The sequence below is a fragment of the Paenibacillus sp. FSL H7-0735 genome, assembly GCF_038008505.1.
In the GTDB taxonomy this organism is placed as follows: domain Bacteria; phylum Bacillota; class Bacilli; order Paenibacillales; family Paenibacillaceae; genus Paenibacillus_AQ; species Paenibacillus_AQ odorifer.
In genome coordinates this window covers 5,555,550-5,567,469 of record NZ_JBBOZH010000001.1, presented here as the reverse complement: position 1 = coordinate 5,567,469, position 11,920 = coordinate 5,555,550, and the positions used below count along the sequence as shown (strand labels likewise).

Sequence of the window (11,920 nt, the reverse complement as noted above, 5' to 3'; positions counted from 1 at the left end):
GCCGCATAGGAGCGGGGAAAGAGGACGAAGATGCGGATATTGCATACGGGGGATTGGCACTTGGGCCGTACGCTGGAGGGAAGAAGCCGCCAGAAGGAGCAAGAGCAGTTCATAGATGAATTGGTGGAGATCGCCGATTTTCATAAGGTGGATTTGATTATGATGGCGGGAGATGTGTACGATTCCGTTAATCCACCAGCGGCTTCGGAGCAATTATTCTATGAGGCTGCTGCCAGGCTATCTTCAGGGGGCAGGCCCCTTGTGGTGATTGCCGGCAATCATGACCAACCGGAGCGCGTATCTTCAGTCTCCCCGCTTGTATTAAGGCAGGGGATTACCTTGGTAGGACTTCCAACCTCAGAGCCAGTGACAGTTCATGCTGCGCGCACGGGTGAGATTGCCAAAATCGCAGCCCTTCCCTATCCCTCTGAGGCACGTCTCGGTGAGTTGCTTGCTGGGGACAGCGGGGAAGAGGAGCTTCGATTAGCTTACAGCGCACGGGTAGGCAAACTTATGCAATTGTTGGGAAGGGAATTTACCCGACAAACCGTAAATTTGGCGATGAGCCATATTTATGTGCTGGGTGGTGTAGAGAGTGATTCGGAACGCCCGATTCAGGTGGGCGGGGCTTACACTGTAGACCCTTCTGCTTTATCCTGTGGAGCGCAATATACTGCCCTAGGCCATCTTCATCGCGCTCAGCGTGTTAAAGGGGAAGGGATGATCCGTTATAGCGGATCCCCGTTGGCATATAGCTTTTCTGAAGCAGGACAAGCCAAGTCGGTGACGCTGATTGATATTGCGCCGGGCGGTGAGCCGACCTTCGAAGAAATCTATCTTCGCTGTGGACGCCCACTTGTAAGATGGAGCTCTACGGGTGGATTGCAAGAGGTATATAACTGGTTGGATGAAGGTAGAGATGCTTCTGCTTTTATAGATTTGGAGATTCGGCTCAGTGAAGCTATGTCGATGAATGATATTCAGCGCCTGCGTAAATCACGTGAGGGGATCATTCATATTCGTCCGATTTATCCGCAAATGGAGCTGGAGCTTGAACAGATTTCCCGTTCACGTATGCCTGTACAGGAATTGTTCCGTAAATTCTATCAGCGCCAGACGGGCGGGGCGGAGCCGGAGGATCGTTTGATTGAGCTGTTCTTACAGCTAACCGAAGAAGAACGGCAGCAGCCGGAGGAAGGAGAGGAGAACTAAGGTGAAGCCTATTTTATTAAAAGTAGCAGGATTGCAGAGTTATAGAGAAATGCAGGAAATAGATTTTGAAAGTCTGTGTGAGACCGGGCTGTTTGGGATTTTTGGACCTACGGGCAGCGGCAAGTCCAGTTTGCTGGATGCTATTACTTTGGCGATGTACGGGAAAGTAGAGCGCGCCGTTAACGGGACACAGGGGATTATGAATCACTCTGAGGATTCACTCAGCGTGGCGTTTACCTTTGAGCTCACTTCTTCCGCTGGGGTACATCGTTATCGTGTTGAACGTAAGTTCAAGCGGACTGGTGAGCAAACAGTCAGCAACACCATTAGCCGTTTCATTGAAGTCACACCTGACGGGGATAACGTTATGGCGGATAAACTCGCAGATGTTACACGTTGTGTGGAAGAGCATATTGGACTCAAAATGGATGACTTCACGCGAGCAGTTGTATTGCCGCAGGGGAAATTCGCCGAATTCTTATCGCTTCGGGGCGTAGACCGCCGACAAATGCTGCAGCGCCTGTTCCATTTGGAACAGTATGGCGATCAGCTTGCGTTGAAGCTTAGCCGGCGGGTGAAGGAGAATGAGGCTGCGCTCCGCGCGCTCGAAGCGGAGCAGCAGGGGCTTGGCAGCGCAGGCAAAGAGGATGTAGAGGCAGCGGCAGAGCGCCTCGAACAAGCAGCCCAACATGCTGCGGAATGCCGCCGCAAGCTGGAGGCGGCGCTGCAGGTCGCGGAGCGTTTCACGCGCATTCGCGAGCTGCAAGAGGAACGGACCCGCCGCGAATTGCAGCGGCAGGGACTGCTTTCCAAGGAGGAGGAGATTCTCCTCCTTGAACGGAAGCTCGGCCAAGCTGACGAGGCCGAGGCTAGGCTTCCCGCGCTGAAAGCATGGCGAAGCGCGGAAGAAGCCTTCAAGAGCCGATTGACCCGCGCGGAGGGTCAAGAGGTGCTGGCCGCCGCTGCCGAGCAGGAGGCGGCGCGTGCCGCTGCGGCCGCGGCTGCTGCGCAGGCCGCGCTTGCGGCGGAAGAGCCGGCCCTCCGGCAGGGGGCCGACACCTACCGCCGCGCGCTCGAGCTCGAGTCCGAGCTCGGCGCCCTGCGGCGCGAACTCGCGGCTCTGCGCGAGCGCCGCGAAGAGGCCTCCCGCAAGCTGGCGGAGCTGCGGGAGGGCATGGCCCGGGAGCGTGAGCTTTTGGCCAAGGGCCAAAAGCGCCAGCAAGAGCTGCAGCAGAGCTTGCAGCCGCTCGGTGTCCGCTCCCAGGAGCGGCAGTCTCTGCAAGAAGCGATGCAGAGACTGCAAGGGCTGCACTCCGCCGAATCCCAGTGGGATAAGGCGGAGAAGGAGCGCCGCGAGCGTGCCGCTGCACTCGCGGCTGCGCAGGCGCGACTCGCGGAGGCCGAGGGCCGCCGCGAGCAGCAGGAAGCTTCTCGCGGGCAGCTGATCCGCGAGGCGGCGCTGCATCAAGAGAAGCTGCTGGCGACAGAAGAAGCTGCGCGCACCGCAGCAGAAAGCCTGGAGCAACATATCAGTTCTTTGGAAGCAGCCCTCAAGGGGCATGAGTTGCACAGACTGTCGCTTGGATTGGCTAAAGAATTGGAAGCAGGACAACCTTGCCCTGTATGTGGCAGCGAACACCACCCGGCCCCTGCTGTATTGCAGGATAACCTAGAGCAACAGGAACTGGAGTCAAAGCTTCAACAGGCTCGGGTGTTGTCCAGACGTGCTTTGGAAGCACGCCATATGTTCCGTGGTTTAAGGGAGCAGGACCTGGTTTGGCTGGAGCAGGTGTTTGGTGATGGAGCTTTTGATACGGTAAATCATCCTGCAGCGGCAGGTTCAGAAGTCAGTACTACAGAGGTTTCCTCTACCGATATGTCCATCCCAGATGAAAAAGCTTTGGCAGAACTTGATGCTGCATTTTTAGCATTAAAAAGCCAGTCTGGAGAACTGCGCCGTACAGCGATACAGTGGCAGCAATCGATGCAGGAAGTTCAGCAGCTATGCCTCAAAGAAGCAGCAGGTGCCGAAGGTGAGCGAAGCTGGGTAGAAGGTCTTACCGCCAAAGCCAAGGAACTGAGTGGCCAACTAACCGCTTTGCGGCAGAACTGGGTACAGCAGTTCCCTGATTTGGCACCGGAAGAGGTAGAAAAAGCTTATCGTGAGCTGTTAGCCAAGGATGCTCAAGCTGAGGAAATTAGATCCCGACTGGAAATCAGTGTCAAGTTTCTGGATGAGAAAAGCGCTTCGGTACAGAATCTTCAGGAAACTATCACCGGACTCGATAAAGAGCTTACTCAGTGGAATACACAGATGGAAGGCAAAGAAGAATTGCAGCGTGAAAAAGAACGGCGTCTTCTAGAGTGGACTAATGGCCGCGCTGCTGCCCCACTTCTAGCAGAGTGTGAGCGTCGTCTGCAGGAATTGTTAGCAGCTGTGGAGACCAGCCAACGATTACATCTCACGGCAGCGGAAAAAGCGCAGCATGAGATCAAGGAGGCAGCGATTACCCGCCAGGCTGCAGAATCTGCTCGAGAGCATTATGTGACTTCAAGCCATCTGTGGGAGCAAAGCTTAACCTCTTCACCGTTTAGTTCGGCCGCTGAGGTTGAAGGAGCAGCTCTCGCACCTGAAGAGCGGGAAATTTCATCTTCTCGGGTACGTGCCCATCGTGCTGAAGAAGCTGAAGTCTCATTGCAGCTGCGCAATATTGAAGAGAAGCTTGATGGAGCCAGCTTAAGTGAAGAGGAATGGCAAGTTAGCCAGGAGAGCTTAAGCGCGTGTAAGTCAGAGGATGAAATGTCTCTGCAAGCAAGAGCGCGTGCAGAGCGAGATCTAGAGGATCTGCGGCATCGGCATATTCGCTGGATGGAGCTTGAAGCCCAGCGGCTAGAACATGCTTCCCTACAGGATCATTTGTCCAAATTGCAGACGGTTTTACGTGGAAATGCTTTTGTTGAGTATATTGCGGAGGAACAATTGATGCAGGTGTGCCAGTCTGCTTCTCAGCGGCTTCGTTTCCTGAGCAAACAGCGTTATGCGCTGGAGGTTGATTCGGGCGGTGGCTTTGTAATCCGTGATGATGGAAACGGTGGTGTAAGAAGACCGGTCTCCACGCTTTCCGGCGGAGAGACGTTCTTAACTTCCTTGTCACTTGCACTTGCTCTTTCGGCACAGATTCAGCTGCGGGGGCAGTATCCATTGCAATTTTTCTTTTTGGACGAAGGTTTTGGTACGCTGGATCCGGAATTGCTCGATACGGTAATTACCTCACTGGAAAGACTGCATAACGACCAACTGTCTGTCGGCATTATCAGCCATGTTCCAGAGCTTCGGGCACGACTGCCACGCAAGCTGGTAGTAGTACCTGCTGAACAGGGTGGAGGGGGATCTCGGATCCTTTTGGAAAAAATGTGAAGATCTACAATGTGTGTGATTCTTATCACAGATACAGTATCAACGCGCTGTTATAATACAGCTAAGCCGACATTACTTTAGAAACACCTCGGCGGACGTATGGCAGGGAATGAACTCCTTTTCATACGTCCGCCGCCGAATCAGCTTTATAAGCTGTGAAGGGTGTTTCTCTTTTTTTTGTCTTTTTTAGGCCTAACGGTGTTGATATATTTATTTAATGGTTCATTCTGTAACAGATACAGTTTGGTGCTGATTATACTGAGTTTGCTTGCTGCTTTCGTAATTGATGATTATCCTGTATGATTATCTTATGATGAAGTGGAATTTCACCAATTTTTAGGAGGCAAGCACTCTATGGAGACCGTGTTTAGCAAAATTATTGAGGGTACTATTCCTTCCAAAAAAGTATTTGAGAATGAACGTATTCTTGCATTTTACGACATCGAGCCGGCTGCACCGGTACATGTGTTGATCATTCCCAAGAAGTTCATTGCTTCAATGAATGATGTTACACCTGAGGATCTTCCGCTAATTGCTGAAATCCACAGTGTAGCCCAACAGATCGCCAAAGACCTTGGGATTGCTGAGTCTGGTTATCGTTTAATCAATAATTGCGGGCCTGATAGTGGACAAGCTGTGCCTCATCTTCATTATCACCTGCTGGGTGGAGCCAAGCTGGGTGCGCTCACTGGAAACTCAGCTTCCCACGCATAGCATAATCATTTAATGTTGAAGAACTTGCCAGAAAAAAGAATAGCACGAAGGTTGACACGTTATTTCCGTTTGACCTATAATGGAGTTTGATAAACCGTGTTATGCTCTTGGACGGTATGGTCGGAGGGAGGGGAAACCTGTGTCTGAAACGAAAGTTCGCAAAAACGAGACAATTGATGCTGCACTTCGTCGCTTTAAACGTTCCATCGCAAAAGATGGTGTCTTGGCTGAGGTGAAGAAACGCAAACATTACGAAAAGCCGAGCGTTAAGAAAAAGCTGAAGTCTGAGGCTGCTCGTAAGAGAAAGTTTTAGGAGGATTACCCACGCATGAATCTTAGCGAGAGATTGAACGAAGATATGAAGCAAGCGATGAAGAGTAAGGACAAGTTCACGCTCTCCACGATTCGAATGGTTCGTTCTACAATAAAGTATCTTGAAATAGATCTGAAGAGAACATTGGACGACAACGAAGTGCTTGATATCCTTAGTCGTGAAATCAAACAGCGCAAAGATGCCCTCCAAGAATTTGAATCAGCGGGTCGCGACGAGCTTGCCGCGAGTACAAAAGCAGAAATCGAGATTATTATTAAATATCTTCCCGAGCAACTTTCCGAAGAAGAAATTAAAGTAATTGTACAGCAGACCATCCAGGAAACCGGTGCTTCTTCGAAGAGCGAAATGGGGAAGGTCATGAGCGCACTGATGCCTAAGGTCAAAGGTCGCGCTGATGGTAAACTCGTGAACCAGGCGGTTCTGCAATTTCTGCAATAATATAGCACTAGCACCCCTTGCAAAAGGGGTGCTTTTCTATGTAATGAAACGTAAATCCAATTTCAGCGTATTAAGGGTTATGAGTTCTGGGTCAAGCTAAAGAAGGGAGGTAAAATCATTGAGAAGATTACGGAAAATACTGTTAGCTAGCATTCCTGTGGTCCTGCTGTTACTCCTCCTGACACCCTTTGCAACGAATGTAAGCGCTGACGGGGCAGCCCCGAAAACACCGGGGGTTACGAACAGTGAGCTGAAACAAGGTCCCGTGTTTATTATTCCGGTAGATCAAAAGATTGAACGGGGTTTGCAAAGCTTTTTGGAAAGAGGATTTGAAGAAGCCGCTAATTATGGAGCAGTCCTTATTCTACTAGAGGTCGATAAACCTGGAGGGCTGGTGAAATCGGCAGAAGAGATTGGGACGATGGTAAGAGAGAGTGAAATACCAACAGCTGCCTATATTAAAGGTGATGCCGCTTCTGCAGGCAGTTACATAGCACTTAATGCAGGTGCAATAATCATGAAGCCGGGCAGTATGATCGGCTCCGCTTCCTTGGTAGACATGAATGGTCAAAAAGTCGATGATGCCAAAATGATATCCTACTGGAGATCTAAAATGATCGGTGCTGCTGCTCTGAATGAGCGTGATCCAGACATTGCCGCTGGTATGGTGGATAGTAATTTGGTCGTGGATAAGCCAGAGCTTGGTGTGACTAAGATACAGGGAGAAATCATTGCCTTGTCTAGTGAAGAAGCTTTAAAAGCTGGTTACGCTGATCAAATTACAGATACCTCTGAAGAAGCAATTCATTGGCTTGGATATACTACAGACGACATCTTTCGCGTAGAGCATACCGGTGCGGAAAAAATGTCGCAATTTCTGACCAATCCGATTATTATGACGATTCTGCTGTTCATTGGGATTACAGGCGTTGTAATTGAACTGATTGTTCCAGGCTTTGGTGCGCCAGGAATTATCGGGACATTGGCTTTTGTGTTATATTTCTTCGGCAACTATGTTGCAGGATTCGCCGGAGCGGAAACTTGGCTCTTGTTTATCATTGGGCTTGTCATGCTTGTGCTGGAGCTCTTTGTGCCTAGCTTCGGAATATTGGGGCTGCTCGGCTCTGTTAGCCTTGTAGCGGGTGTCGTACGAGCTGCTTACAGCTATAAGCATGCACTTCTCAGTCTAGGTATCTCTTTCGTAGCTGCGACTATAGTTGTAGTAATTGTTGCGGTCATTTTTAAAGAACGAGGGATCTGGAACAGATTTATTTTGAAGGAAAGCCTTACTAAAGATCAGGGATTTGTGCCCGTAGAAGAGAAGCTTAGCTTATTAGGCGCTACAGGAACCAGTATTACTCCGCTTCGTCCATCAGGAACGGCTATGATAGGCGGCGAACGTGTGGATGTTGTTACAGAAGGTAGTTTTATTAGTGCTAATGCACCGGTCTCTATTATTAAAGTAGAGGGCGGACGGATTGTTGTGAAAGAAATCAAGGAATAAGGTAAACACTGGAACCAATAACAGTTCTAGAATAAATTTACGGAGGTTATATAGTATGGGTGAAGCATCTTTGATTCCTATTCTGTTTATCGCGGTAGTGGTGATTATTGTATTAAGCGTGTTTTTAAGTTTCTTCCCGGTTATGCTCTGGATTTCTGCATTAGCGTCGGGCGTTAGAATCAGTATTATTACACTGGTGGCGATGAGACTGCGTCGTGTAACCCCAAGTCGTATCGTTAACCCAATGATTAAAGCGACCAAGGCAGGTCTTGGACTGAACATTAATCAACTGGAGAGTCACTATCTCGCAGGTGGTAACGTAGACCGGGTGGTTAATGCGCTTATTGCAGCACAACGTGCAGATATTCCTCTGGAATTTACTCGCGCAGCAGCCATTGATCTTGCAGGACGTGATGTGCTGCAGGCTGTGCAAATGAGCGTTAACCCTCGTGTAATTGAGACACCGGTTGTTGCGGCTGTTGCTAAGAACGGGATTGAAGTTAAGGTAAAAGCGCGCGTAACCGTTCGTGCCAATATCGACCGTCTCGTGGGTGGTGCGGGTGAAGAAACGATTATTGCCCGTGTTGGTGAAGGGATTGTAACGACAGTAGGTTCGAGTGATTCCCACAAAGATGTCCTTGAGAACCCGGATTTGATTTCGCGGACGGTATTGTCCAAAGGTCTGGATTCAGGTACTGCTTTTGAGATCCTCTCCATTGATATTGCGGATATCGATGTAGGCAAGAACATCGGTGCTTATCTACAAACTGAGCAAGCAGAAGCGGACAAACGTATTGCCCAAGCCAAGGCGGAAGAACGCAGAGCGATGGCTGTCGCTCACGAGCAAGAGATGAAGGCGCGCGTAGTAGAGATGAAGGCTCTTGTTGTAGAAGCTGAATCTCAGGTGCCTATGGCGATGGCTGAGGCGCTCAGAAATGGCCAAATCGGCGTGATGGATTATATGAATATCAAAAACATCGAGGCAGATACCCAAATGCGGGGATCTCTCGGCAAAATGAATGATCAGGACGACAATAACCGTCCTAACAATAATAAATAAAAGGGGATGTGAATCTCCATGAGCTGGATCTATATTATTGCGGTTATTATATTCGCGATCGTATCCAATGTGAATAAAGCAACTAAAAACAAGCCCAAAGGAGCTCCTCGCGGGGGGATGCCCACTTTTGGGGGCGGAGAGGATTCTCCGCTCCGCCGGGTAAAGCGCCCGGATATCGATGGAGGGCGCCAAGCGGAGTCTGGCAGTGGATTTCCTGCTCCTGTTAACACCTCTTCCCGGCAGTCGATGTCAGAGGATAACCGGGAGTATGATGCCTCTCCTGCCTTTCCAGAACCTGCGTATATACCAACTCCAGATTATTCTACTGGAGAAGGAATGTCTTTGGAGCATGCCGATGACGGAGTTGAATTACGCACACAAAGAATGCAAGAAGAGGTGCGGCGCCTTCAATCTGCTTTTGACGGGATAGCGGGTGCAGATTCCAAAAGATCAAATAAGACTAAGAACACAAACTCACCCTCTGCGGCAGACCAGACACATGGAACAGGGAGTCGTGACGACCTGCGCAATGGTGTAGTCTGGGCAGAGATTCTGGGACCACCGCGTTCTCGCCAGCCGCATTCCACCCGAAGATAATATTTACGGATCATAGTAACAATAAAGCCTCGGTTTCCTATCTTTACGATAGGTTGCCGGGGCTTTTTTTGCTTTTTTCACACTAGAAGGGTCCTCCTTTGTTACTTCTTCTCATAAAAAAAAGCGTTGCCGCATAAGGTGTACAGAAGGCAGGAAGGGGGAACGTCTACTTATGACCCGTATTGGCCGCAGGCTGCGGGGATGGACAAACGGGGTACTGGATCTACCACAGGACTTATTACAGGAAATGCCCCGGATCACCCTGATCGGCAATAAGGAACTGCATATTGAGAACCATCGCGGCGTGCTGCATTTTTCCTCTGGTCAGCTTAAGCTCGCGTTAGCTAAAGGATCGCTTGAAATCAAAGGCGAGGGACTTGTCATCCGAAATATTCTAGGCCAGGAATTGGCTGTAGAAGGCGTTATCGGGGAGATCAGATATAACGAAAGCGAGGAGAGATCATGAAGGAGCCACCTCTGTCATCACTGCGGGGGTTCGTTACACTGCATGTGACGGGACCTCAGGTGGAGCGATTTATTAATTTCATTTCTGAAGCAGGAATCATGATTTGGGATGTGAGGCCCGCTGAGGGCGGCGCTTCCCTTAAGCTGCTTCTGGATGATTTTTATGTCCTCCGGCCGATTTTAAAAAAGACAGGCTGTCGTATGCACGTTACCGGTAGAAGCGGACTTCCATTTCTTATGGCACGGCTGTGGAAAAGGAAATTTTTTGGCATAGGTATTTTAATGTTTGGAATTACACTTTTTATGTTATCTACGATGGTATGGAGTATTAGAGTCGAAGGAAATGAAAAGATTGCCTCTGAGGATATATTGGCTGCTGCTCGCCAGGAGGGGGTGTACCCTTTTCAGTGGATATGGCGTCTGGAGGAGCCGGACAAGCTCTCTAAGGGGCTGCTGGCCCATTTACCGGGTGTTTCTTGGATAGGGCTGCAACGGACGGGGACGAGCATCAAAATTCAGGTTGTAGAGGCTAAACAGCCCGACATCAAACCTTTGCTTAGCCAGCGCCATTTAATTAGCCGAACAGATGCGGTGGTAACAGAAATATATGCGGAACAGGGCAGACCGGTAGTTGCGCGTAATTCGCGTGTGAAAAAAGGAGATATCCTGATTTCCGGTGCTCTTGGAGACGAAGAAAATGTAGAGTATGTGGTAGCCAAGGGTGAGGTTAAGGGCTTGGTTTGGCATGAGTACAATATCGAGGTCCCTCTTAAAACAACAAATAGCACCTACACTGGGGAGCGTAAGGATCGCACTTATCTTGTGTTGGGGAAATGGGCTATTCAGCTGTGGGGTTATGGCAAATCCGCCTTTGAGAATTCAAAGACGCTCACAGAGCATGATCCGCTGTCTTGGCGCTCTATTGAGCTGCCGCTGGGCCTGATGACTGAGAAAGAAATGGAGATCAATGAAACAAAGGATACGATAACTCCAGAAGCCGGAGTTGCGAGGGGAATTGAGCGGGCTAAGAATGATATTTTAGCTCGATATGGTGTTGATAGCGTCATCAAAAGTCAAAAAGTTTTGCATGAGAAGAAAGAGAATGGTAAAGTTTATATGAAAGTGATCTTTGAAGTAGAAGAAAAAATTTCCGAAGAACTGCCAATAGTAAACAATTGAGGAGAATGAGGCTACTTGTCAGAACAGACTGCAAGCATTCGTATATCTTTGCAAAATGCGGGAGAAGCGCAATCGCTGTTTGGCCCGCAGGATGGATTCTTAAAAATCATCGAGAGTGAAATTCCCGCCATTATTGATTCGCGTGAAGCTGAGCTAACGATTCGTGGAGCTGAGCGGGAAGTAGACATGCTGGGGCAATTGTTTAATGTGCTACTGTCCCTCATTCGTAGCGGTTACATACTTACTGAACGTGATGTGCAGTACGCTGTGGAACTGGCGAAAGATTTTCGTGCTGATCAATTGCTCGATTTGTTCAAAGGAGAAATTACTACAACTTTTCGCGGAAAGCCTATCCGTGTCAAAACGGTCGGCCAGAAGCATTATGTGACAACGATCAAGAAGCGTGATATTGTATTCGGAATCGGTCCTGCAGGAACGGGGAAGACCTACTTGGCAGTGGTGCTTGCAGTTACGGCACTGAAAGAGGGTTCGGTTAAGCGTATTGTTCTTACGCGTCCCGCAGTAGAAGCAGGAGAGAGTCTAGGATTCCTTCCAGGGGATTTGCAAGAAAAGGTAGATCCATATCTGCGTCCGCTTTATGATGCGTTATACGACGTTATGGGACCCGATCAGGTGGCTAAGGCGCTTGAACGGGGATTGATTGAGATTGCTCCGCTGGCTTATATGCGCGGACGTACACTGGACGATTCATTTATCATCCTGGATGAAGCACAGAATACCACACCTGAGCAAATGAAAATGTTCCTGACTCGACTCGGCTTCGGGTCCAAAATGGTGATTACAGGTGACGTTACCCAGATTGACCTGCCCCGCGGCAAGAAATCCGGTTTGATTGAAGCCAAAGCGATTTTATCCGGCATAGAAGAACTTGGCTTTGTCTACTTCGCGGAACAGGATGTTGTACGGCATTCCCTGGTGCAGAAAATTATCGTTGCCTATGACCGCTCTGCCGAAAACCTCCAATAAAGGGGATTGTCT

The 11,920-nt window shown here is 49.4% G+C and carries 11 protein-coding genes; all 11 read left to right on the top strand.

Annotated elements, in window-relative coordinates; all coding sequences use genetic code 11:
- Window positions 1-30: 30 nt before the first annotated feature.
- The 11 genes from NSS82_RS25315 to NSS82_RS25265 all read left to right on the top strand — a co-directional run bounded on the left by NSS82_RS25315 (window position 31) and on the right by NSS82_RS25265 (window position 11,908).
- Window positions 31-1,212, top strand: coding sequence for an exonuclease SbcCD subunit D (locus tag NSS82_RS25315; RefSeq protein WP_076103757.1), 1,182 nt, complete (start codon window positions 31-33; stop codon window positions 1,210-1,212).
- A 1-nt stretch (window position 1,213) separates the two neighbouring features.
- Window positions 1,214-4,630, top strand: coding sequence for an AAA family ATPase (locus tag NSS82_RS25310; RefSeq protein WP_076103759.1), 3,417 nt, complete (start codon window positions 1,214-1,216; stop codon window positions 4,628-4,630).
- A 354-nt stretch (window positions 4,631-4,984) separates the two neighbouring features.
- Entirely contained in the window at window positions 4,985-5,344 is a 360-nt protein-coding gene (locus NSS82_RS25305) for a histidine triad nucleotide-binding protein (RefSeq protein WP_036683863.1), read from the top strand.
- Between the two features lie 139 nt (window positions 5,345-5,483).
- Window positions 5,484-5,657, top strand: coding sequence for a 30S ribosomal protein S21 (rpsU, locus tag NSS82_RS25300; RefSeq protein WP_036657994.1), 174 nt, complete (start codon window positions 5,484-5,486; stop codon window positions 5,655-5,657).
- Window positions 5,658-5,672: 15 nt separating this feature from the next.
- The gene (locus NSS82_RS25295) at window positions 5,673-6,116 is read left to right on the top strand and encodes a GatB/YqeY domain-containing protein (RefSeq protein WP_036683862.1); all 444 of its coding nucleotides are present in this window, start codon (window positions 5,673-5,675) and stop codon (window positions 6,114-6,116) included.
- A gap of 118 nt (window positions 6,117-6,234) precedes the next feature.
- Window positions 6,235-7,620, top strand: a complete 1,386-nt coding sequence (locus tag NSS82_RS25290) for an NfeD family protein (RefSeq protein WP_076272666.1) — start codon at window positions 6,235-6,237, stop codon at window positions 7,618-7,620.
- A 55-nt stretch (window positions 7,621-7,675) separates the two neighbouring features.
- Window positions 7,676-8,680: a flotillin-like protein FloA gene (gene floA, locus NSS82_RS25285; RefSeq protein WP_036683849.1), complete on the top strand. Its 1,005-nt coding sequence runs from the start codon at window positions 7,676-7,678 to the stop codon at window positions 8,678-8,680.
- An 18-nt stretch (window positions 8,681-8,698) separates the two neighbouring features.
- Window positions 8,699-9,277 carry a hypothetical protein gene (locus NSS82_RS25280; RefSeq protein WP_076098529.1) on the top strand — a complete coding sequence of 193 codons (579 nt, stop codon included), beginning with the start codon at window positions 8,699-8,701 and terminating at the stop codon, window positions 9,275-9,277.
- A 172-nt stretch (window positions 9,278-9,449) separates the two neighbouring features.
- Complete coding sequence (gene yqfC / locus NSS82_RS25275; protein WP_076098530.1) at window positions 9,450-9,743, top strand: sporulation protein YqfC; 294 nt, start codon at window positions 9,450-9,452, stop codon at window positions 9,741-9,743.
- Window positions 9,740-10,921 carry a sporulation protein YqfD gene (gene yqfD, locus NSS82_RS25270; RefSeq protein ID WP_036683842.1) on the top strand — a complete coding sequence of 394 codons (1,182 nt, stop codon included), beginning with the start codon at window positions 9,740-9,742 and terminating at the stop codon, window positions 10,919-10,921. Before yqfC ends, yqfD begins: the two co-directional genes overlap by 4 nt.
- Before the next feature lie 15 nt (window positions 10,922-10,936).
- Window positions 10,937-11,908: a PhoH family protein gene (locus NSS82_RS25265; protein ID WP_036683834.1), complete on the top strand. Its 972-nt coding sequence runs from the start codon at window positions 10,937-10,939 to the stop codon at window positions 11,906-11,908.
- The last annotated feature ends 12 nt before the right edge of the window (window positions 11,909-11,920 follow it).

What these genes read in the sequence shown, in the direction of transcription:
- floA (WP_036683849.1), top strand. Translation starts at nt 7,676, where the DNA reads ATGGGTGAAGCATCTTTGATTCCTATTCTGTTTATCGCGGTAGTGGTG.
- yqfD (WP_036683842.1), top strand. Translation starts at nt 9,740, where the DNA reads ATGAAGGAGCCACCTCTGTCATCACTGCGGGGGTTCGTTACACTGCAT.
- NSS82_RS25315 (WP_076103757.1), top strand. Translation starts at nt 31, where the DNA reads ATGCGGATATTGCATACGGGGGATTGGCACTTGGGCCGTACGCTGGAG.
- NSS82_RS25305 (WP_036683863.1), top strand. Translation starts at nt 4,985, where the DNA reads ATGGAGACCGTGTTTAGCAAAATTATTGAGGGTACTATTCCTTCCAAA.
- NSS82_RS25295 (WP_036683862.1), top strand. Translation starts at nt 5,673, where the DNA reads ATGAATCTTAGCGAGAGATTGAACGAAGATATGAAGCAAGCGATGAAG.
- yqfC (WP_076098530.1), top strand. Translation starts at nt 9,450, where the DNA reads ATGACCCGTATTGGCCGCAGGCTGCGGGGATGGACAAACGGGGTACTG.
- NSS82_RS25280 (WP_076098529.1), top strand. Translation starts at nt 8,699, where the DNA reads ATGAGCTGGATCTATATTATTGCGGTTATTATATTCGCGATCGTATCC.